Here is a 23,423-nt window from a genome sequence, read left to right as displayed (position 1 = left end):
TTTTGTTGAATTTTTCATATTCAATGTAGTAATAATACCTGATTATATAATTTTTAAAAAAAAGGTGTTGATTCTAATGATTCGTTTTCTGTTGTTGGTATTTTTTTTAATGCCTTTAAAATCTTATGGATGTTTTCAAATTAATACGGAATCCTTTAAAGCTGAAACGAGGGATGTTTTTGTTGAAATATTGGGTTTATTTGAAATGCTCGAATCAATCCTTCAAGATACAATTTCCTATTATGAAAATGAACCTAAAAGATTTTCTGAAAAACATACAGATTCCCCTTTGAAGGCGGTTTTTCCTCATGAAAGAAAGCTTCCTAATTATTTTAAGTTACATTTAAATAACCATAAAACTTTTTTTATGAATGACCTTAAATCTATTCGTCGGTTTAAAAAATATTTAGAACATTATCTTATTAAAGGTAATTTTAAAGAAGTTAATAATACGTGTTTACATAATCCAAAAATAAAAGATAATCTTGCTATAGAATATTTGTATGAAAAATTTAAAAAATTATTCTCTAAACTTCATGAAAAAGAGCCGAAAATTGAAAATGATATCGTGATGACATCATTTTGTATGAGTTTTATTGAAAAAATTAATGAATATATTGATGTGCTGAAATTAAATGTACATAGTGAGTTATTGCCGGGGGTAACTATTAAAGAAAAGTTAGTGCATGATGGTCTTCAGATGCTTTATAATTCAAGTCCTATTTATAAACAAGATGAAACATATAATTATATAAACGATAAATTAATCGAACTTCTTAAAGATCTTTCTTCTATGGGTCAATTGATTAATCAAGCATCATTTTGTCAAAAAATAGAAGAAGATAAAAAATCGCAAAATGTAGAGTTTGAAAAACCAATTATTCATAAAATAATAAAAAAAGAATCTGTTGTAACATTGAATTCATCTTCTTCTAAGGCAATAGAAATACCCAAACATAATGAAATAATAGAGCCATGCATTTCGGATTCAATAAATCTATCGCCGCATACTGAAATAATTATAAAAAAAGATCAGCATGATGATTTGTCTTCTCAAATAATTGATCATACCCAAAATGAAACGCCAAATGATGAAATTGAAGAAGATCGTTGGTGGACAAAAATTAATGTTGAAAAACTATATAGAGAACAAAAAAGATATCCTAAAGATATATCCAAAAAATTATCAGTAATACCTAAAATTTATACTGAAGAAGAAAAAATTAATATTATTTTAGCATCGTATTCAAATGCTTTTTTAGAGCAAATCTTAAAACCAGGTCGCTATCATTTAAAAGAATTAAATTGGTCTGAAATTGATCAATTTTTAAAAAGCTTGGGCGCAAATGTTGAGCGACATAGTGGTTCTCGTTATTTTGTAGTGCTTAATCAAGTAAAAACATGTTTTCATGCACATGGTAAAATTTATGAAGATACAATCAATACGCATTTAAAAGGATTTCTTATTGATGCTTTGTTTAAAACAGCAATTTTAGTTGATAGAATTGAGAAGTAGGCAAGGAACAACGAACGAAGTGTATTCTTATATACATGAGTGAGGCGTGACGATGTATCCTTCCAATGGCTATCGACTATCTTTCCATAAAGCTTTCTTCTTAAGCGCATCGGCAACTTCTTTTGGCATATAGGTCTCGTCATGCTTGGCGAGTATCTGCGTTGCTTCAAACTGATTATTTTCGGTGAGTTTGCCAATCGCAATAATGCCTTGGCCTTCACGAAAAAGATCGGGCAGGATGCCGTTATAGATCATTTTTAATTCTTGATTGGTGTCGGTTACTATAAATTCAACGCTCATGGGTTCGGGTAGTGCTTTAAGCGAATTTTCTTTGACGAGGCCGCCTAATCGGATTTGCTGATTTAGGAATTGTTCTTTTTTGGATAAAAGTTCTTCTGGCGTCATGAAATACATCATTGATTCTTCAAGTGCGCATAAGGTAAGCGTAAGCGCACCACCCAACAATGTTATAACCAAAAGAACAATTGAAAGACGTTTATATTTAGGTTTCATTTTGATTTCTTAGAAACATTTTCAAATTTTTTTTGGGCTTCACGTCGCTTTTTATATGTTTTAAAAAGTAATCCTGTGAGGAGTATAAAACATGAAGCATAAGCGAGGCTAAGCAGCAAGGGATGGGTCATCAAGTTGATCCTGTTTTTTAAGAAGTGCAATTGTTTTAATGTTTAAAAGACGTGTTTGTGTGCGCATCAGTAAAATAGTAAGAAAAAAAAGTCCAAAAGCAGCAGCCATCAATAATAAGGGAATAAGCATGGACATATGAATGCTTATGCCAAGTGACCGTATGATGCTTGGTGGTTGGTGAAGCGTTGTCCACCATTGGACAGAGCCTTTAATGATCGGGATATTTAATAATCCAATAAGCGCTAATAAGCGCAGCATTTTAGATGCGATAGGTTTATCTTGCATGGATTGTTTAAGGGCTAAATAAGCGATATATAGAAACAAAAGAATAAGCACTGATGTTAGGCGCGCATCCCATACCCAATAGGCTCCCCAAGCGAGTTTTCCCCATAAAGAACCTGTGATGAGTGCGATGCTTGTATAAATAGCGCCTATGAGTGCTGCTTCTTGTGCTAATAAATCAGCAAGTGGATGGCGCCAAACAAAAGCAACACCACTCATGGTCGCCATAAAGACAAAGATGAGTGTTGAAAGCCAAGCGGTTGGTACATGGATATACATCATACGAACGGATTCGCCCTGTTGGTAATCGGCGGGTGAATGAAATAAAGCAAAATAAAGCCCAATTGCAAAAAATAAAAGGGTCGCAACGCCTAAAATAGGGATTAATTTTTGGCTTAAATTGTAAAACTTCTTAGGGTTCGCAAAACGTGTCATTTATCTGTTCGTTCCTAATTTTAGTTTGACTTCTTTTGAAATTCGCTGCTGTGAGACGCGCGATAGGAGATTCGGCACGGAAGACCACAATGTATCCTTAATAACACACGGCTCTGAGTACCGAAGTGACGCATCAATCGTCCGCAGCAGTAGGATTTCAAAAAAAGTCATTGTCTGGCTGATTCTTTCAGTGCGTACGCTGCTATCCACGGGACAAAAGCAAATACAAAAAGGAATATAGCTGCCATAAACATAAAGGGTTGTTTAAGTGTTTGTCCAGTCTCGTAAAACGTAACGGTCCCTACGCCAAAAATTAAAATGGGAATAATGAAGGGTAATACAATCACAAGAACAAGCATCCCCGTTTTTTGCGTTGATAAAGTAAGGGCAATAGCAAAATGAATCAGCGTAATTAAGGGTGGTATGCCAAGTAAAAGGCTTGCGCTTAGAATTACAATTGATTTAAGCTCTAGTCCAAAAAACAACCCAAAAAGTGGTAATATAATCATTAGGATGCTGATCATAAGGCAAAAATGAGTGATAATTTTAGCAAAAAAAACAAGAATAAAAGGCGTTTTTTGAATGTAATAAAAGGATAATAAGCTATTATCATTATCTTTTTTATAAAAGGATTCAACAGAGGATAAAATTGTAAAGATGGTGATAACCCATAAAAGCCCCGGACCAAATAATTTGAGTTGGGCAGCATCCGATGAAAGTGCAAATGGAAAAAGAAAAAGCGAAAGCCCAAAGAAAAGTAGAAGCGTAAAAAATATTTCTTTATTACGGGTTAACAATAAAAATTCACGTTTTAATAGGCTTGAAAAAATGTGCATTACGAAATTTTTCCATATGATGATGTGCGCTTAGGATAGCAGTATTTTCAAAAGTTTCAAGTTATACGATGGGGATTTAATAAGATTTCTCTTTAGAAGAGCGTACTCAATCATAAAAATTTTATATATCTTTTAACTTATTGAAATATAACAAAACACAAAAAAACGTTCTTCAGCAAAAATAAAAAACCCAGTATTTTTTACGGGTATTTTCAATGAAACGGATGCTGTATTATTAAATTCATTCATTTTGTTTTTGAATAAATATAAATAGAATGTTTCATGTAATATGTAAGGAGTTTAATAATATGAAGTTTAATAAAATCGTTCTAAGCGTTTTTTCAGTTTTTTGTTTGCTGCATACTGAGCTACAAGCTGTAGGCGGTCAAGATGTTGAAGTTGTATCTTCTGATGAGTGTTTTCAAAAAGGTATCGTTCGCATTTATACTACTGATGGTAGATTCACTGGAAGTGGTGTTCTTTTTAAAGAAGGTAATGGTTATTTAGGATTAACGGCAAAACATGTTGCTGATGAATTTTTAAACAATCAACAAGTTCTAAAAGAAAAAGCAAATGTTGATATAGGCGATGGGCGTCCAAATGAAGCAATAGTATTCTATACTAATCCAGACCAAATGACAGATCTTGCGCTTTTTGTTTTAAAAGAACCTGTTAGTGAAATAGAAAAATTTTTTGAATTACCCAAATCATCAGACCCAATATCAGTTATTAAAGGAAATGTTTATGGCTTTGGCGCTACTAGTGCCGAAGAACATCCTGGCGCTTTAAAAAATTCAAATGGTTTGCTATGCCGAAAAGGTGAACTTGAATTAGCATTCATGAACAAGCTGAATTCTTATGATATGGACTCATTAAATGTACCTTTTGGTTGTATGTTCGGGCATTACTTTCTTGTTTCTTTTGCTATACCTCTTAAAGATAAACTTATTGAAGAATTTAGTGGCATTAAAAAACTAAAAGATGAAGGAATATGTCTTAAAAATAGTGAACTTCTTAAATCTTCGCCCTCTTATCCACTTCAGGGTGATAGTGGCGGACCAATTGTTCAAGAAAACAAAATAATGGGTTTAAGCAAAGCCCTCATGCCTCGTATGGAGTTCTGTTGTAAACTGGATTATAAAGAGCCAAATGATAAAAATTATGAATGGATAGGTGATAAAGTCTACAATAACAGTCTTATTTCTATTTTTTTCCATCCTGAAAATGGTTTCTATGGATATCTTATTGAAGGCCCAAATGTATCTGTTAAACAATTTGAAGAAATAATTCATAAAGAATATTATGATTTTTATTTAAGAGGTTGCAGCGAATATTTGGATCATTTTTTAAAAAATTCATTTAATAAAGAGATAAAGCATCTTGAGAGAGCATTTCAATTACTTACTGTTGTTATGATACCAATTCAAACCAATTTAGAATGGATTGAAACAGTTTCAAATATTGCTTTGAATAGTAATAAACTTGCTACATGTTTTGTGGAAGAGTTTAGTAAGTAAAAAATTAGTTGTTTTTTTGAAACTCATGGAGTGAAAGAAGCTTTCTGATTTTCTAAATCTCTGTTCGAGTCTTATGGGCTCGAACAGAGCCCAAATATGTTTTTCAATACATCGAAATAGATGCAAATAAAAAAAATCACTCCTCAATAAAAATAAAAAACCCAGTATTTTTTACGGGTATTTTCAATGAAACAGATGCTGTACCATTGAATTCATTCAGTTTATTTTTGAATAAATGTAAATTGATGTACATTAATAAAATTAACAAGGTAGTAAAATGAAAAAAACAATATTAACGTTTTCTATTCTTCTTTCATTGGTCAGTTTCAATACATTCGCCGTTGATGATGATAATATACTTGAAATTGAATCTTTATCTATTGAGCAATATCTAACTATCGCAAGAGATGAATCAAAACCTGAAAATCAACGATTGAATGCTTGTTGCAGGTTGATAAACTTTCCTGAAAATACAATAGAAGAGATTCTATTTTTAGCCTTAGCTCTTGCAATTAGAGACTTTGCTATACATGCACAAGATGAAAATGTTAAATTTTATGCTCTTTTCATATTTCATAATGTAGTTAAGTCTAGACTTTTAGAGTTTGTAGAAAACACAAATAATGAAACTGTTAAATGGGAAATGCTCGGTAAACTCTGGTATAAAGATACTTTATGTCGTGATTTATTAAGCCCAATATTGTTAGACCTTAGTCAACATGCAAAAGATGAAAAGAAAAAATTTTTAGCTTTTGGAATGCTCTGGCATTTCAAAAATAAAACTAATTTTGATGAATTAATCACCATAGGTTTGAATCTCATTGAAAGTGACCTTAATGAAAGTACAAAACTGACTCATATTATTGAATTATGGGATAGTATTAGGATAAAAGATACCCATCGCATTCGATTAACTCTTCTTCTTTTGGATTTTGCGTTGTATGCAAAAGATGAAAAAGATAAAATCTGTGCGATCAAGATGTTATGGAATAACAAAGAAGCCAAGGCTGCACATCGTGACTTATTAATGCCTATGCTTTTGGGTCTTAGTCAAAATGCAAAAAATGAAAAAATATTTTAAAATCAAACGCTTGATAACTGCGAGTGGCGAAGACGCGCGGCAACCCACACTTTTGAATAATTCGATAAAAAGTGTGGATTGCCACAAACAGCCTTGCATACCACCCGGCTATTTTCGTGTGGGACGTGCATACGCTCATTTTATTAAACCAAATATCAACAATCCCTAGTAAAGCCTATCCAATAAACTCTTTTTTAAATCCATGAGTGTGCCACCCAAAAAGGGTGTTTCAAATCCTAATTTAGAGACTTCTTGATAGGCTTTATAAATCTGTTCTTTAGGCCAAGACATAATCAAATCATAGATTTCATTTCGAATATCATGATCATACAGAACGCTGCTCCAAAAATAGGCTGCTTTTGAAATCATTTCGGGCGTACCAGCATCCATCATGCGGACTTCAAGATAGGATTTCAGACGGATTTCTGGGAATAAAGTTGTTAGATGATTGACCCAATCGCCCATAGTCGCTTGATATTCTTTTAATTTTTCAGCTTTATTTTCCAAAAAATCAATGAATTTAACACCAAGTGCATCAACATATTGGTTGTCGCGCATAATGAAATACATGGGCACATTAAGCGCATAATCGATATAGGCTTTATATCCCATTGTATCATCAAAGACAAAAGGCAATAATCCTGATCTGTCATTATCGGTATTGTGCCAAATATGCGTACGATAAGATTCAAATCCTGTGTCTTTACCTTCAAGTGCTCTAGAATTGGCAAAAAGTGCAACAACGAAAGGTGTTAAAGCTGTTGCAATTCGGAATTTTTGAACCATGTCAGCTTCGGATGAAAAATCAAGATTCACCTGAATGCTTGATGTTCGAAGCATCATATCAAGGCCCATAGATCCGACCATAGGCATATATTTCTTCATTAATACATAGCGTGATTTTGGTACTTGTGCCATATCGTCGCGTTTGGCAGTGGGATGGACGCCTGTCCATAAAATCTGGCCATTTAAGGAAGGTAATATTTGATGAAGATCTTTTAAATGTTGGTTTATTTCGTGCGTGACATCTTCCAAATTGCTATGCGGCGCGCCGCTCAATTCTAATTGACCGCCGGGTTCTAGTGATATAATTGTTTTATCTTTTTTGAGCCCAATAATGTGGGTCTTATCATAAATAGGTTCCCAAGCTTTTGCTTGTAGTTTTTCAAAAATTGCTAAAATGCTTTGATGGCCTTCATAAGCGAATGGTTTTTTGGTGTCTTTATCAACGATAAATTTTTCATGTTCGACACCAATTTTCCAAGATTCTTCTGGTTTTTCAGCAGTTAAAAAATAATCTATAAGTTGGTCATAGGATGTTAGACGCGTATCGTTTTCAGAATTAAGTGTAGACATCAAGAATTTCCATGAAATTTATAAGCCATAATACAAGAAAGACCAAAAATTGCAGCTGTTTCAGCGCGTAAGATATTTGGGCCTAAATGGCAGGGTTTAACAAAGGGTAATGATCTTAAGTAATGGCGTTCAGTCGTTGAAAAACCACCTTCAGGACCGATTAATAGATCTATTTTAGAGCAATTTTGTGTAGAAAGCACCTCTATTATAGAAGGGGCATTTTGTGTTTCATCTGCAAATAACAAAATACGTTTTGGATCATAGTTGGAAAGCGCATTTTTCAAGGGTTGAATGGCTTGAAAAGAAGGGATATCCAATCGTTCGCATTGTTCTGACGCTTCAATTGCATTTAGGTGTAATTTTTCTAAATTAACATCCCGATTTTGCGTGAATTCTGTAATAATCGGACAAAATTGTTGAATGCCCAATTCTGTTGCTTTTTCAATTATCATATCAAGACGTTTGGGTTTTAAAGGTGCAAAATAAAGATGTACACCAGATGAGGTTTTGAAATCATTTGTTTTCTCAATAATCGTGATGCTAAGACTTTTCTTGGATAATAAACTGATTTGCGCTTTCCATAAACCTGATTTTCCATCAAAAACAAGTAAAAAATCTTCTAGCTTTTTACGTAAGACATGGTGTAGGTAATGAAAGGCAGATTCTTTTAATTCAATGGCTTTATGGTCGAAAAGAATATCATCTATATATAAACGAGGTAAATTAATGGGCAAATTATGGTTAGAACGTTTGAGCATGTTTGACCCATATTTAAAATTGATGCGTCTTCATAGACCAGTTGGCGCTTTTTTGCTTCTGCTTCCTTGTTTATGGGGTCTAAGTCTTGGAAATACAAGTCCGTCTTTTCATTATATTGTGTTATTTGTGCTTGGCGCCTTTTTAATGCGTGGTGCTGGTTGCGTTATCAATGATCTTGCCGATATTGATATTGATCGCAAAGTTGAGCGTACAAAAATTCGACCACTCGCTTCACAAACATTAACACGCTTGAATGCCATTATTTTTTTAGGTCTTTTATTGTTGCCGAGTCTTTTGATTCTGCTGCAATTTCCCTTGCGCGTCATTTATTGGGGGATGGGCTCTTTAATTCTTGTGGGCTTTTATCCTTTCATGAAACGTATTACCTATTGGCCGCAATTATTTCTAGGCTTTACGTTTAATTATGGCGTTCTTTTGGGGTATTTAACCTATCACGAAGAATTATCCGTAAGCTGTCTTTGCTTATATATTGCAGGTATTTTTTGGACGCTTGGTTATGATACTATCTATGCGCATCAAGATAAAAAGGATGATGCATTGATTGGCGTTAAATCAACAGCTTTGTTATTTAAAGAAAAAACACCGTATTTTCTGTTGGTTGTTTATACGATGGCAATAGGGCTCATTCTGATAGCAGGCTATTTGGAAAGTCGAAATTACGTTTTTTATATGTTAATAAATGTCGCCTTGCTTCAATTGATTTGGCAAATCACGACATTAGAATTAAATAATGGCCAAGATTGTCAAAAGAAATTTGAATCAAATGTCATTTTTGGATTAATTGTTTTTTTTGCGTTTTATCTGAGTTAGAATAAATAAGGTATAAATCTTCTTTATAGATCCGCCCAAATTATGAGGCAAAGTCTAGAAAGGGAGAGAACCGGAACGGAGTGTACTTCTTCGTACATGAGTACCGGAAGCGCAGGCCTGACGACGAATTTGCCCATAGGATGGGTGCTATCCAGGAGGAAAAAATGACTGAATCTAAATCTAAGGGATACTTTTTCGAAGAATTATCGGTGGGTATGAGCGATTCATATGCGCATCAAGTATCAGATCAAGACATTAAAGATTTTGCACGTATTTCGGGCGATCATAATGCAGTACATCTTGATGAAGAATTTGCTAAAAATACGATGTTTAAAGGCCGCATTGCGCATGGGATGTTGTCCGCGAGTTATATCTCAACCGTTTTAGGCACAAAACTTCCTGGACCTGGCTCCATTTATGTCAGTCAAAATATTCGCTTTAAACGACCAGTGCGTATTGGCGATGTCGTTGAAGCCAAAGTTTCTGTTTTAAGTTTAAATCCAGATAAAAAATTCGTCGATTTAAAGACAGAATGCTATGTGAATGGTCAGATTGTGATGGAAGGTGAGGCAACCATTATGGTGCCATCGCAAGTGCAGAAACAAGCAGCGTCACGATAGTGTTATTGGATAGGCCGGTTATTCTGGCCTATTCATCAGTTTGTTAATATCTTTAATCGGGTTACTGAACACTACATCCGCTGCTTATTTGAGCCTTAGCTTTTTCTAAGTTTGGATCTGTTTCGGTATCAGGAACATGCCTGAAGCTTGCTACAAAATTCATACCAGCTTGTGTTACGCTTTCAGGTGCCATAAATGTTAGAATAATTGTTCCGACATTATTGTTTTCTATGGCTGGCTCCATATCTTCAAGATTAAACTCTTTAATCATTTGGCCAAAAGTTTTATTACTTGATGGTTCTGTTTGTGCTTCAGTGAAGGTTATATATCTGTACTCATAATTATCTTGATTTGGACCAAATTTTTTGTAGACTTCTGTCACAGGAATATGAAGAAGACTATTCGTTGCTTCAAATTCAGCAAGTAGTGGTTGAGCACTTATAAATTGTCCCAATGTTGGATAATCGTCAGCTTGCGAGTCGAAGCTTGTAGCTATAAAGCAAATAAAAGCCAAAAGATATTTGTATTTTTTCATAAATTTCCTCCATGCGGTTTTAATTTATACGTTATGACTATTTTAAAAATAAATCAAGATCGTGTTTTTTGAAGATCTAAGAATTTGGATATCATTTAAAAAACTTTGTTATATTATGAATAAGTATAAAAACAGAAATTCTTTTTTAGAAAAGTTTGTTAATAACATCAATAGAAAGACCTGTTGTTTGAGATGTTATTTCTTTATCTAATCCTGCTTTAAGGAGATTCTCTGCAATTTTTACTTTTTCAATCTGTTGGCCTTTTTCAAGACCTTTCTCAATACCTATTTTATCACCTTTTTCAAGGCCTTCATCATATTTTTGCTCCATTGACGCAATATAGGCGCCTTCATACTTTTCGGCTTGATCATAAATCAAAAGTTCTTCTTCGTTCCACGAAAATCGATTGAGTTCATCATAAGCACGTTCAATAATATCGTCGCCTGCAATAATTTTGGGGACATCTTTTTCGGCTGTGTCTTCAGCAAATTTAAAAAAATACATCCATTTTTCAACAATTGTTTTAAGTTCATTGATATTTTTTTTAAATTTAGGGAGTTCTAAAAAAGTGAATGAAAAATCTTTAAGATCATTTTCAAAACTGTCTTTATCCAAAATAATATGATCTGATTTATAATTTTCTTTATTCGGAAATATAACAAAATTAGAAATGGCTAAAAAGATAATTTCCTTAAGATCCGCATAGGCCCCACCAATTCGTGTTTGCGCAGAATAAGCTTTTGCGGCGTAATATTGAGCGCGTTTTTCAAAGCCTTTTTCTTTAGCGACTTGAATTTCAACAATATATTGATTACCTTTGTTATCTTTACATAAAATATCAACAATACTTGTTTTTTGTGCCGCAATTTCAGGATCTTGTACTGTTTTAAGAAAAGTCACATCCTCAATGGGCTCATTTTCCTTAAAAGTCAGCATATCGTTTAAAAAATGGATAAGAATATCCTTATTCTTTTCGGTGCCAAAGATTTTTTTAAAAGCAACATCATTTTTGGGATCTAAGAATTTGGATAACATTTAAAAACCTTTTGTCATATACTGTGAAATTGTATCATATTTCGTATTAAAAAGTACAGAAATGCCTTAGTGAAGATATATTTAGCGAAGATATTTATAGTGAAAATCTCTTTTTTTTGGTATAACGAAGGTACTTTAAGAAAATATAAAGGAATACATCATGGACGTTAAAGACAGCGTATTTTTACCCAAAACAAATTTTGCCATGCGTGCGAATTTAGTGGAGCGTGAGCCAGATTTATTGGCTTATTGGGAAAAAATTGGTCTCTTTGACAGAATTAGAAAAGACAGTAAAAATCGTCCTAAATTTGTGCTGCATGATGGCCCACCTTTTGCCAATGGTCATATCCATTTAGGGACAGCTCTTAATAAAGTGTTAAAAGACGTTATTAACCGTTTGCAACAAATGCAAGGTAAAGACGCTTATTATATTCCAGGTTGGGATTGCCATGGATTACCCATCGAATGGAAAATCGAAGAAAAATATCGCAAAGATGGTAAAGACAAAGATTCCATTTCGCCTTTAGAATTTCGTGAAGAATGTCGTCAATTTGCAAAATCTTGGATTGATGTGCAGCGTTCTGAATTCAAACGTATTGGTGTTGTAGGTGATTGGGACAATCCTTATGTCACGATGAGCATTGAGGCTGAAGCCGAAATTTATAAAGAGCTCACCCATTTCGTTTTATCCGATCAATTTTATCGTGGATTTCGGCCTGTTATGTGGTCTGTTGTTGAAAAAACGACCTTGGCAGAAGCTGAAGTTGAATATTACGACAAGCAATCCTCGTCAATTTATGTTGCCTTCCCTATTGTGAAACTAAGTCATGAATCACTTAAAAATACGCAAGCCATTATTTGGACAACAACACCTTGGACGATACCTGGGAACCGGGCGATTGCTTATGGCCCTGACATTGATTATGTCGTTATTACGTGTGATAAAGGCAGATTCTTAATAGCCGCTGATTTACTTAGCGATGTTCAACAAACTTGTACATTTGCTGATGTTAAAATTGTTGCGCAATTAAAAGGCGAGCAGCTTGAAGGCACGATAGCCACGCATCCATTCAATGGATTGGGGTATGATTTTGAGGTGCCACTTCTGCCTGCTGATTACGTCATTACAAGTCAAGGAACAGGGCTTGTGCATACTGCACCTGGTCATGGTGAAGACGATTTTTATTTAGGTAAGAAATTCAATCTTGAAGTGCCTCAAACGGTGGATGTTGATGGGACTTATTATAAACATGTGCCGCAATTTGCAGGACAACATGTTTTTAAAGCTGATAAAGCGGTGATTGAGCTTTTGGAAAAACAATCCAAATTATTAGCGTCAACCCAAATTACCCATTCTTATCCTCATTCATGGCGTTCTAAGGCACCTCTCATTTACAGAACCGTTCCACAATGGTTTATTCCTGTTCAGCACGGCGGCCTTAAAGATGTTGTATTGAAAGCTATTGATGATACAAGATGGATCCCTGATACAGGTCGCAATCGTATTCGATCAATGGTTGAAAACAGGCCAGATTGGTGTATTTCGCGTCAACGTGTTTGGGGTGTGCCGATCGCTATTTTTGTGCATAAAGAAACAGGTGCAATTCTTAAAGATCCAAAAGTGTTTGCTCGTATTTATGACGCGTTCAAAGAAAAAGGATCCGATGTTTGGTTTGAAGGTGAATATAAACGCTTCTTAGAACCCGATTATAATTTGGCCGATTATGAACCCATTAAAGATATTATCGATGTTTGGTTTGAATCTGGCACGACTCATCGTTTTGTACTCGATAAACGTAAAGAAGTTTCATGGCCTGCGGATTTGTATCTTGAAGGATCAGATCAGCATCGCGGTTGGTTTCAATCCTCCTTGCTTGTAGCATGCGGCAATGGTGGCAAAGCGCCCTTTAAAACTGTTTTAACACATGGTTTTATCGTCGATGATAAAGGCCGTAAAATATCGAAATCTTTGGGCAATGGGATCGCGTTGTCGCAAGTGATTGATCAATATGGCGCCGATATTTTAAGACTTTGGTTGGTGAGCACCAATTACACAGAAGATATTCGTGTCAGTATGGATATCATTAAACAACATTCTGAAGTCTATCGTAAAATCCGTAATACATTACGTTTTGTCCTTGGAAATCTTGATGGCTTCAAGCAAGAAGAGCGTCTTGATTATAAAGATCTGCCTGAACTTGAGCAATGGATCTTACATCGTTTGTACGAACTCGATCAAAAATTGATCGAGATGAACCAAAGCTTTAATCTTAATTCATTTTACTCAGAGCTACACACCTTTTGTACAACAGATCTGTCGGCGCTTTATTTTGATATTCGAAAAGATAGTTTATATTGTGATGCGGTGACGTCGCTTAAAAGACGTGCTTGTCGTACAGTTTTAGATATTCTTTTCAATTATTTATCTAAATGGTTGGCACCTGTTTTGTGTTTCACGATTGAAGACGCATTTTTCGCGCGTTACCTTGATGCGCAAGAAAAACAAGATTCAATTCATCTCCATCAAATTGAACGTGTGCCTTCTTCTTGGTCTAATCCAAACATTGATGCGAAATGGCAAAAAATTCGTGATATTCGTTCTGTTATTACGGGCGCTATAGAAATCGAACGCGCACAAAAGAAATTGGGTTCAAGCCTTCAAGCGCATCCTCATATTGAATTATCCAAGGAATATTTAGACCTTGTAAATGGGTTGGATTTAGCTGAAATTTCGATTAGTTCCAACGTGACGCAAGAAGATAAATTAGAGGGTCCTGTTTTTGAATTGCTTGAAACACCTGGTATTAAAGTGCAAATTCATATAGCTGAAGGCGAAAAATGTGTACGTTGCTGGCGTATTTTGGAAGAAGTTGCGCCAAAAGCAGAGCCTAAGACTTGTGATCGTTGTGAAGAAGCTTTGAATGACGCACAGCAAAATTTAAAACAAACGGCTTAAGGATTTATTGATGTATCAAGCTCTTGATTTTGAGGCGCCTATTCTAGAACTTGAAGGCAAAATTGAAGAATTACGCCATCTAAGCGGTAGTTCTAATGTCAATATTGCTGATGAAGTTGATAAATTACAAAACAAAGTATCCAAACTTTTAAAGCAAATTTATGGCAAATTAACACCTTATCAAAAAATACAAGTGGCACGTCATCCGCAACGCCCTCGTTTCAAAGATTTTATTCAAGGGTTCGTTCAAGATTTTATACCTTTGGCGGGAGATAGATTGTTTGCTGAAGATCAGGCCATTATAGGTGGCATTGGTCGCATCAAAGGCTATGCCGCTGTTATTATTGGACATGAGCGCGGATCGGATACGGAATCAAGATTGCGTCATAATTTCGGTATGGCGAGACCAGAAGGCTATCGCAAAGCGCAACGATTAATGGATCTCGCCGATCGTTTAAAATTACCTGTTATTTGTTTGGTGGATACGGCAGGTGCTTATCCCGGCCTTGATGCTGAAACACGCGGTCAAGCTGAAGCAATCGCACGATCGATTGAAAAATGTTTGACTATTAAAACGCCCTTGATTTCAATTATTACAGGTGAAGGCGGATCAGGTGGTGCAATCGCACTCGCCGTTGCGGATCAAATCTTTATGTTCGAGCATGCTGTTTATTCCGTTATTTCAGCAGAAGGTTGTGCATCTATTTTATGGCGTAGTGCCGATTATAAAGTAACAGCTGCCGAAGCTTTAAAATTAACAGCCCAAGATTTATTAAAGTTAAAAGTCATCGATGGCATTATTCCCGAACCATTAGGTGGCGCGCATCGTATACCACAAGAGGCAGTCAATAAATTAAGCGATACACTCGAACGCGCCCTCAAAGAATTGATCGGCGTGGATGGTAGTGTTTTACGTGAAAAACGCCGTGCAAAGTTTATTGAAATGGGGCGTGTTGGGATTGTAGGTTGATTGTTTAAAGAGATGATCAAATAGCGAACAAATTATCAACATTTTATGGAGTGTTGTAGAATACTTAGCTTATGAAAAGATATGTTTTAACAGCAGGAACAAAATATGTTGATATTGATGTTTTGGCGTGTGCAATTGCATTAAGTGAAATATTAGCCCTAGATAATATTAAAAGTTCAATATTTCTTCCTGGGCCTTTTAATGGAACAATTCCAAAAAAATTTCATCATTATAAAGAATCTTTTATTGACAAATTAGAAGATGTGGATCGATATATTTTACTTGATATATCTGATCCTAATCATATTGATTCAAAAATTTCTTTGGATGCAATTGATTTTGTATTTGATCATCATTATGGTTATGAGAAATTTTGGAAGGATCGATTGTGTCAGAAAGCCATTATTGAGCCCGTTGGTGCATGTGCAACTCTTATTGCAGAGAAAGCGATTGATTCATTACATCAATTATCACAAGATTCTATTCATTTGTTATTGTTAGCAATTATATCAAATACGTTATGTTTTAAGGCAAATGTAACAAGTGATAGAGATAAAAAAATTTTTGATCTATTGCTTCCTTTATCTTGTTTTTCTGAAAATTGGATTGAGTCATATTATAAAGAAATTGAAGATGGATTTTTAGAAGATATTGACAATAATATAAAAAATGATACGAAAATCATTGATGGTTTTCATTTCACCCAAATAGAGCTTTATAAAATAGATAATTTTTTAAAAAAGCATTCTTTGTCTTCAATCAACAATCTTATGAATAATCTTTTTGAACATTGGGTTTTAAGTCTTGTTCATATTGAAAAAAATGAGAATATTTTATTGTTTTCCTCCGTTAGTCTATCTAATCTTTTTCAAGAAAAAATTTCATTCATCAAAAAAGAGCATGGTGTTTTTAAAACAAACAGACTTTGTTTAAGAAAAGAATTTTTAAAATATTTATAATAATTATAATTTAATTAGTTTATATTGATAATTACTGTAGATATTCTTTTTCAAAATATAGAATTTTTACTTAAAAAATAGAAAAAAATAAAAAAGAAAAAGTAAAAAACCTTATTAGTGATTCTCTAATTTATCAAAATATAGCTCTTCCTTTATAAATTGATATCGCGTATTTCGTCGCTCATCTATATTTTAATGGGCTTTATTCCTTGGATTATGTGGATCAGGGTGATTTATCAGAATTTGTAGGTCACATGAATCAAGAAGTGGCGCAAAAATTCCGTTAGGTAATACTTAGTATTCGTAAAAGGCTGCGTTTTATTTGCTTTTGAGCCCAGCGGGGCAAGATACGGATTATTATTATCCATAAATCTAGCACATTGTGCTTCCTTTAAATCTTAGGAATCGGGTATGGTTCACTTTTTTGTATTAAATCAATAAAATAATTTTTAATTATACAAATACAACTAAGTATATTTTGTATAATTAAAAAAATTTTTATTGCAAATGAGTTATGAAATTGTTATGTGTCTTTCATGTTGCAGTTTTTTGAATTATTTTTAAGATGAATAAAAGCATATCATTAAGTTATGCTTGTTTTATAAATGAAAAAATTAAAAAAATGCAACGCATATCAATGTTAATTCTAATATGAGTGAAAAATGACTAAAAAAATTGAATCCATCCAAGGCAGAAGAATCTTTTTTATTTCTATGTCTGCCGTCCTCATCATTTTGTTCCATATCACGATTCTTAATGCTACCAATCCAGACATTTTAGATCATCCGGAATTTGGGCCAGCGACAACATTTTTAGAGAAAGTAAAAGATCATCTTGATAGATTTGGACTAAGTAGAATCGACGCAAAAGATAATTGTGGACAAAATCCGATTAAAGTTATTTATGATGCAGAAACGAAAATACCCTTCGCCGTGTGTAAATTAGGTGGAAAAGTATACCATAGGGATAGAGCGAAGCTTGAACCTTTGGTTTATCAAATTTCTCGTAAATCTGGGTTGAATTGCGTTGTTCCTGCCTATTTATCGGAATTCAATGGTCGGACATATAATATAGAAAGATTCGTGCAATTCTGTGATAAAGAGTCCCCTATCATTCCAGATGAGGTTCGTAACTTCGGTGATTATTTTTCAACTAACAATGCCGTTGTCACAACTGCTTTTGTATTGAAGGAATATACGGATGAAAATCGTAATCTTATCTTAAAATATCTTGATTCACAGTCTATGCAAGAAATAGGACTTTTTCAACTTTTATGTAACAGTGATGATGTTAATGCCAAGAATATTGCCTTGCGTTATTGCAATGATGGAAAGTTACGTTTTTATGTGTTTGATCATGAATTCGCAATGGATATTTATCCACAGCGCGGAAATCAAATTTTGCGTGAAATTTTGCATCAGCCTTTGTCTGACAAGTCAATAGAGATTATTCTTGGATGGGAAGATATTCTTCAAGACCATGATTTGCTTGAGTATATAGATGATGTTTGTGAGCCAATTACAAGACGATATGAACCCGGAATCATTCTTAAGAACTCTGCTTTTTTTAAGGCGCGGATTACTGCAATTATTAATTTTGTTAAAAGAAACAAAAACGTTAATTTTGCAGACTTGTTTATGTTTTCTTTTATAGGTTCACCTTATCCCATGAGAGAAATGCATTTAGATGCAGAATATGCACATCGTATACATTCGTTTTTAGATGCCACGATGAGGGTTAAGCCCTTATTTATTGAAAATTCTGTTGAAGATGAGAAACTTTATAATCTTTTCAGGGTCATTAGTAATGCTAGCTCTTACCTGGTTTGGTTTGGGAAAGGCTACGAGGGGATTGATATGTCATCTTCAGATGCACAATCTTTGGTTATCTCGCAACATAAATCTTATATTGCTAAGCTTTTAAATTCGGGAATTCGTGAGGATTCCCAGGCCTTGCAAGATGCGATGGAAAAATTAAACCTATATTATCCTATGGCCAATTAAAGATTTTGGTAACAGGAGTGACCAATTTGAATTGGTCACTCCCTAAAATTACTCAAGACATATTAATAATATGACTAACCACTTGCTTTTGCCGACCAAATTTTCATGTTTGAGCATGGTGTATATCCCCAAAATATTTTTTTAATTTTTTTTTTGGTGACACATAACTACTTAGCAATGTTTTTAGAATAAGTTAAGAAAATAGAAAAAATTGATGTAGATACGCTTTATCAAAATATAGCTGACCCCTTATAAATCGATATCGCGTATTTCGTCGCTACCTATGTTTTAATAGGCTTTTCTCTGTATTCTTTATCTAAATTTACAAGGGATCAGCTATATGAATTTAAGAAAAACGATTCTCAATAATCATATCAGCTTTTTCAATAAAGCCAGGTTTAGCTCCGGATAATTTAACGATTTTACCTACAACAAGCATCATTCCTATAGCGTGATCTTTTGGAAGATTTATAAGAGACGCTACTTTTTCTTGATCAAAACCTATCATTGGACAAGAATCATAATTCATTGCTTTAGCTGCCAACATAATTGTTTGTGCAATCAATCCAACAGAACGCATTACTTCATCTCTTTGAAGTTGCTCTTTGCCGTCATAAAATGAATGAATCCATGGTAAGATAATGTCTTGTACTTGTTTTGGCGTCTCATTCCAATAACGTTTGGGATTTTTTTCCCATGCCTTTACATCACCACAAACGACTAAAAGAAGAGACGCATCTGTTACTTGAGCTTGATCTGCAGAAACTTCACGGATTTGATGGCGTAATTTTGGATCAGTTACTTTTACAAGACGCCAATGTTGAATATTAAATGATGAAGGCGTTTGACAGGCCAAATCAATTAACATATTTTCTTCGTCTTTTGTTAAACGATGGTTTGGGTCGAAATGTTTTACTGCACGTCTTGATCTTATCGCTTCAAATGTATGCATCTTTTCCTCTTGGTTTCGTTAAACACCTAAAAACTTGAAAAGGGTAGCATAATAAAAAATCTAAAAGCAATCCCTTATTGAGTGAATGTTTTTATAGTGGAATAATTTGAAAACACTACAAACCTCCTACGTCCCGCGGGATCCATGGTACAGAAGTGATGACTATAAATTAAGAATAAAGTCTTTTAAAACGCTTTCTGGATCCCGCGATCAAGTCGCGGGACGTAGGAAGGGAGTTAGGTGTTACGATTTTTATTAGAATTTACTATAGCATAGAAAGAAATAAAATTTCTTATAATAAAACAATAGCTTTTAGAATGCACTTGTTTTATAAATTAGCCTTTTTATCGGCCAATTTATATATTGTAAATAAAAGAAACAGAAACTTAAACTTTATGTTTAAATTCATATTCTCTTACTTTTGTGCCCCCAATAAGAAGGTCATACTTTAATACTTCATATTCTCCTGTTGACTCTATTACATTTTCAGAGTTTTCTCGAAATATAAGATCTACATTATCAAATGCTTCAACAGTTTGTAAGATTAATTTCCAATCTTCATATGCAGGTTTATAATATTTATTATTATGATATGCGCCTTGCACATTATCAAAATAATTAAATGTATGCATAAAAGGGCTATTGTTTGTAGAAAAGGATTCATATTCACTTGAAACATCGATATAGAGTGATTTTTTTGATTTCATCTTATTGATATATACATCAACTTCAAAAGTTACATAATCATCAAAGACCCTTCCACTTTTTATATTAAGCTCAATATTAGGTTTTTGAGTATTATCAGAAGTTAATTCTTTCAATATCTTTAACACGCTGTTTTTTTGTATCCTATACACATAACCATCTTTAATCATCTGATTATCATCAAACAAATCATAGTTAATTAAACTATTTTCAAATTGTTTTAATGCATTACTTTGATCTGCTCCATAAACAACAGGCAGATTATTTGTATCTCTGCCAATATTTGTAAAAGTTGTTGTTTCTTGTCCATCATCCATAGCGACAAAACGCGTAGAAAAATCAATTGCATTATGATGCGAACAGCTGGTTTGATTTTGAGGCAACAATTCTTCAGTCTTATTGAGAGAGCCTGTATATAATGCTATTTCATTTACGACTTGATTTGAAAGGGTTGAATTATTAGCGGAAATTACATCTGTCGCATTGAATTGATTAAATGTATTTAATTCATTCCCTAAATTAGGTGTATCATTTTCTACAATTGGAAAATTACCATTAATTGTATACATTGTTCCTATGCTAGATGCCACTGCCATAAGAGCAAAATAAGGTAATGCTTTTTGACAATTTATTCTTGAGCAAGGCATCGTAAATTTCGGCACTATATTTGTATTATTATGATGGTGTTTACCTATTTTTTGTCTTTGTGCTTCTAAATCTGATTTTTTTGCTGAAAAAGCAAAGTTAGAATTTGCACTAAATAATATAAAAAATGTTAAAAATGTAAATTTTATATTAAGTCTATTTAATTTCATCGTATAATTCCTTTTTGTGTTTTAAGTATATATTATTTAATTTATGGTAAATTTTATTTTAAATTAAATAATGTATGTTTGAATAATACAAAAAAATTTTATTTTGTCAAGAGCGTCATAATATAATTATTATTATTGTTAATATGCTTTTTATTTAAATATTTTTTATTATAATGGTTTTTATTTGTTGTAATTTAATTTAAACATTGGTGCATTTCTATTTTTTATTGATAATATACTGAAGTTAAAATTTATTGATGGCATTATTTTTGTGTTGTTAATTGGTGTGTATCGTGTACCTTGAGAGGCGGTAATATGCCTTTTGAAGAGGTTCCTGTAGTCGTTTAACTTAACGTATAAAGTTAAACGACTATATTAAAATTTTAGGGAGCCGCGCGTTCTTTTAAAACGCCCATCTTAATCAAAATCTTTAGGACACCTTCAGGTTTTACCTCTGGATAGACATCACCCATTGGGTCTTGTTTGAAATAATCTTCCCATCCTTCAAGATAAGGTTTTCCATCTTTAAGTTTTGTTGGAAGTATTTTTTCTTTTGTAAGATAGCCTACAAAATCGTCAGTAATAATTGATCGTTGTTTTTTAGATTCAATTAAACATTCGCCCGCTTTAATAAGATCTTCACCTTCAGCATTTATGCGTGACATAAATTCTTGTTCGTTTTCAATATTATCCATGATCACTTTAAGCAGATAATCTGGGTTAAATTTTGTGTAAAAAGCTTCCAAAGCATTACCTAAATGTCCTCCAAAAGGATCATTTCCCATAGCACCAATTTTCTCTTTAAAAGCACTAAAATAGGCGGTTAACCCCAATGTATCCTTTAATTTATCAAAATAAGTGCTGATCATATGGACGTTTTGACCATTATCACCAGGCATGATAGCAACTTTAAAGAGCATGTTCTTTTCACGTGCTAAAATAAGAAATATTTTATCAAACAATGCTTCTTGTGTGACATCGGTCACTAAAGCAATAAGCATGGTTTCAATGCCTTCTTTTTGACCAGTAGGGCAATGGAACAACGCGTTGGTAAGCATGGCCATTAAAACGTGACGTGTATCTATATCAAGCTTTTCATCAATCATGCGCGCAATAATAAAAGATAGGTTTTTCTTGAGCTCTGGGATAGAATCTTCATACATTTGCCATCCTTGATCTTCTCCCGGCGCTAAAGGAAGATCCCACATATGTTTAACGAATCCATTTAAGCGTGGGAAAATTCGTGTTTCTATTTTTTCTGTGTTACTCAAATTATCATTATCACCTTGAAAATCATTCGCTAATAATTCATAGGAAATAGCATTTTCACCTTCAAGGACAAGCATATGCAATAATGTATCCCAATTTTTCATAAAAATGTCTGCATTCCAGGCAAGATCAGGAATATTGGGCAATTTATAATCTTTAATTTTGTCACGATTAATTGAAATATTGATGGCATCAAGTTTTGTGTAAAGTGCGTTCTCACTCATGGGTATCATGTAGTAGTTTCTTTTTCCTACAAATGGAAGGCTAACACGATTCCCAAAAATGCGGTGCAATTCAGTTTCCCCTAAAGAGGCACCCATGCCATTTGTTTGTAACGGATTACCGTCAAGTAAAATCAATACAATCGAAGCAGTTAAATTTGCAAAGGATTCAGGTAGATTTTGTAATTGATTATCTTGAAGTCGGAGATATTTTAAATTTATTAGATTTCCAATGGACTTAGGTAAGCTTGTTAATTTATTGCTAGTAAGAATGAGGGATTGTAAATTTGTTAGATTCCCAATTGATTCAGGTAGTTTTTGTAATTGATTTTGGTTAAGAGCAAGTCTTGTTAAATTTATTAGATTTCCAATGGACTCAGGTATATTTTTTAATTCATCTGAATTAACAGAGAGCTGTTGCAAATTTATTAGATTTCCAATGCATTCAGGTAGTTTAGACGAATTAGTATTGAATAAGTTCAACCAAGTTAAATTGCATACTTTTTTGAGTGTGTTATCTGAAATATCAAAAAATTCTAAAGCTAGAGTTCCTTGCATAATATTTTCATAAAAATTAAATTCATCAACATCATATTTTTGCTCATCTTTTTTAAAACTATCAAGAAAATCATTTGTTCTTATTATTTTTTCTTCTTCTGTAAGTTCTTCTGCCTTTACACCTTTTATGTGAACATAGGATATAGCTAATAATAATGCTAAAACAATTTTTTTCATGATATTGCCTTTCTTTTAAAGTAATGTATTTATTGTAGTATAAATTAAAAATATTAATTTTTTATTAAGGGCTGTTGACATTTTGATTTAGACGGAATTTTAAAATTATATTTTTTGAATTTCGGCTCTTGAATTAAAAAAAACAAAAACAATCGTCATTGCGAATCCCCGTAGGGGGTGTGGCAATCTTAAACTTTAAAGCTAAAATTTATTTTTTATTAAAAGTTTTTTAGATTGCCGCGGGGCTTTGCCCCTTCTAATGACCAAGACTTAAGATGTTGATAACAAGTCATTTTTTTTGACATCATTTTCCGGTTTTCTTAACAGCACATATCCCAACGATTGAGCACGCGACATTATATTTTTTAAAACTCTGTCTTTGTATTTTT

At 33.4% G+C, this 23,423-nt stretch carries 19 protein-coding genes; 9 read left to right on the top strand and 10 right to left on the bottom strand.

Annotation, left to right across the window (positions count from 1 at the left end; all coding sequences use genetic code 11):
• Positions 1-76: 76 nt before the first annotated feature.
• A complete protein-coding gene (locus Q8L85_10455) occupies positions 77-1,516 on the top strand; it encodes a hypothetical protein (GenBank protein MDP1725106.1) in 1,440 nt (479 codons plus the stop codon).
• A gap of 69 nt (positions 1,517-1,585) precedes the next feature.
• Here the strand turns inward: Q8L85_10455 and ccmE are convergent, their stop codons facing one another.
• The 3 genes from ccmE to Q8L85_10440 form a co-directional block, all read right to left on the bottom strand.
• A complete protein-coding gene (gene ccmE / locus Q8L85_10450; protein ID MDP1725105.1) occupies positions 1,586-2,029 on the bottom strand; it encodes a cytochrome c maturation protein CcmE in 444 nt (147 codons plus the stop codon).
• A 108-nt stretch (positions 2,030-2,137) separates the two neighbouring features.
• Complete coding sequence (ccmC, locus tag Q8L85_10445) at positions 2,138-2,878, bottom strand: heme ABC transporter permease CcmC (GenBank protein MDP1725104.1); 741 nt, start codon at positions 2,876-2,878, stop codon at positions 2,138-2,140.
• A gap of 167 nt (positions 2,879-3,045) precedes the next feature.
• Positions 3,046-3,714, bottom strand: a complete 669-nt coding sequence (locus tag Q8L85_10440) for a heme exporter protein CcmB (GenBank protein MDP1725103.1) — start codon at positions 3,712-3,714, stop codon at positions 3,046-3,048.
• A gap of 308 nt (positions 3,715-4,022) precedes the next feature.
• On the opposite strand from Q8L85_10440, the gene Q8L85_10435 reads away from it, so the two are divergent.
• Both Q8L85_10435 and Q8L85_10430 read left to right on the top strand, forming a co-directional pair.
• The gene (locus Q8L85_10435) at positions 4,023-5,231 is read left to right on the top strand and encodes a trypsin-like peptidase domain-containing protein (protein ID MDP1725102.1); all 1,209 of its coding nucleotides are present in this window, start codon (positions 4,023-4,025) and stop codon (positions 5,229-5,231) included.
• 277 nt (positions 5,232-5,508) lie between these two features.
• Positions 5,509-6,312 carry a hypothetical protein gene (locus tag Q8L85_10430; GenBank protein ID MDP1725101.1) on the top strand — a complete coding sequence of 268 codons (804 nt, stop codon included), beginning with the start codon at positions 5,509-5,511 and terminating at the stop codon, positions 6,310-6,312.
• A 165-nt stretch (positions 6,313-6,477) separates the two neighbouring features.
• Here Q8L85_10430 and Q8L85_10425 read toward each other — a convergent pair whose 3' ends face one another.
• A complete protein-coding gene (locus Q8L85_10425) occupies positions 6,478-7,668 on the bottom strand; it encodes a glutamate-cysteine ligase family protein (GenBank protein ID MDP1725100.1) in 1,191 nt (396 codons plus the stop codon).
• On the bottom strand, positions 7,668-8,426 hold the full coding sequence (locus Q8L85_10420; GenBank protein MDP1725099.1) for a 16S rRNA (uracil(1498)-N(3))-methyltransferase: 759 nt from the start codon (positions 8,424-8,426) through the stop codon (positions 7,668-7,670). Before Q8L85_10420 ends, Q8L85_10425 begins: the two co-directional genes overlap by 1 nt.
• Here Q8L85_10420 and ubiA point away from each other — a divergent pair.
• Both ubiA and Q8L85_10410 read left to right on the top strand, forming a co-directional pair.
• Positions 8,395-9,258, top strand: a complete 864-nt coding sequence (ubiA, locus tag Q8L85_10415) for a 4-hydroxybenzoate octaprenyltransferase (protein MDP1725098.1) — start codon at positions 8,395-8,397, stop codon at positions 9,256-9,258. The genes Q8L85_10420 and ubiA overlap by 32 nt on opposite strands.
• A gap of 164 nt (positions 9,259-9,422) precedes the next feature.
• Entirely contained in the window at positions 9,423-9,878 is a 456-nt protein-coding gene (locus tag Q8L85_10410; GenBank protein MDP1725097.1) for a MaoC family dehydratase, read from the top strand.
• A 61-nt stretch (positions 9,879-9,939) separates the two neighbouring features.
• On the opposite strand, the gene Q8L85_10405 is transcribed toward Q8L85_10410, so the two are convergent.
• Together Q8L85_10405 and Q8L85_10400 are read right to left on the bottom strand one after the other, a co-directional pair.
• Positions 9,940-10,413 (bottom strand): hypothetical protein, encoded by a 474-nt coding sequence (locus Q8L85_10405; GenBank protein ID MDP1725096.1) that lies wholly within the window; start codon positions 10,411-10,413, stop codon positions 9,940-9,942.
• A 145-nt stretch (positions 10,414-10,558) separates the two neighbouring features.
• Entirely contained in the window at positions 10,559-11,449 is an 891-nt protein-coding gene (locus Q8L85_10400) for an Rpn family recombination-promoting nuclease/putative transposase (GenBank protein ID MDP1725095.1), read from the bottom strand.
• 160 nt (positions 11,450-11,609) lie between these two features.
• On the opposite strand from Q8L85_10400, the gene ileS reads away from it, so the two are divergent.
• The 4 genes from ileS (at position 11,610) to Q8L85_10380 (ending at position 18,337) form a co-directional block, all read left to right on the top strand.
• Entirely contained in the window at positions 11,610-14,405 is a 2,796-nt protein-coding gene (gene ileS / locus Q8L85_10395; GenBank protein MDP1725094.1) for an isoleucine--tRNA ligase, read from the top strand.
• 10 nt (positions 14,406-14,415) lie between these two features.
• Complete coding sequence (locus Q8L85_10390) at positions 14,416-15,375, top strand: acetyl-CoA carboxylase carboxyltransferase subunit alpha (GenBank protein MDP1725093.1); 960 nt, start codon at positions 14,416-14,418, stop codon at positions 15,373-15,375.
• Positions 15,376-15,446: 71 nt separating this feature from the next.
• The gene (locus Q8L85_10385) at positions 15,447-16,334 is read left to right on the top strand and encodes a hypothetical protein (GenBank protein MDP1725092.1); all 888 of its coding nucleotides are present in this window, start codon (positions 15,447-15,449) and stop codon (positions 16,332-16,334) included.
• Positions 16,335-16,996: 662 nt separating this feature from the next.
• Positions 16,997-18,337: a hypothetical protein gene (locus Q8L85_10380; protein MDP1725091.1), complete on the top strand. Its 1,341-nt coding sequence runs from the start codon at positions 16,997-16,999 to the stop codon at positions 18,335-18,337.
• 346 nt (positions 18,338-18,683) lie between these two features.
• Here the strand turns inward: Q8L85_10380 and Q8L85_10375 are convergent, their stop codons facing one another.
• The 3 genes from Q8L85_10375 to Q8L85_10365 all read right to left on the bottom strand — a co-directional run bounded on the left by Q8L85_10375 (position 18,684) and on the right by Q8L85_10365 (position 23,034).
• The gene (locus tag Q8L85_10375; GenBank protein ID MDP1725090.1) at positions 18,684-19,289 is read right to left on the bottom strand and encodes a nitroreductase family protein; all 606 of its coding nucleotides are present in this window, start codon (positions 19,287-19,289) and stop codon (positions 18,684-18,686) included.
• Between the two features lie 386 nt (positions 19,290-19,675).
• Positions 19,676-20,809, bottom strand: coding sequence for a hypothetical protein (locus Q8L85_10370; protein MDP1725089.1), 1,134 nt, complete (start codon positions 20,807-20,809; stop codon positions 19,676-19,678).
• A 383-nt stretch (positions 20,810-21,192) separates the two neighbouring features.
• Positions 21,193-23,034, bottom strand: a complete 1,842-nt coding sequence (locus Q8L85_10365; GenBank protein MDP1725088.1) for a leucine-rich repeat domain-containing protein — start codon at positions 23,032-23,034, stop codon at positions 21,193-21,195.
• Positions 23,035-23,423 lie beyond the last annotated feature (389 nt).

The organism is Alphaproteobacteria bacterium (genome assembly GCA_030680745.1).
Lineage (GTDB): Bacteria > Pseudomonadota > Alphaproteobacteria > JAUXUR01 > JAUXUR01 > JAUXUR01.
This window is presented reverse-complemented; position numbering and strand designations above follow the sequence as displayed.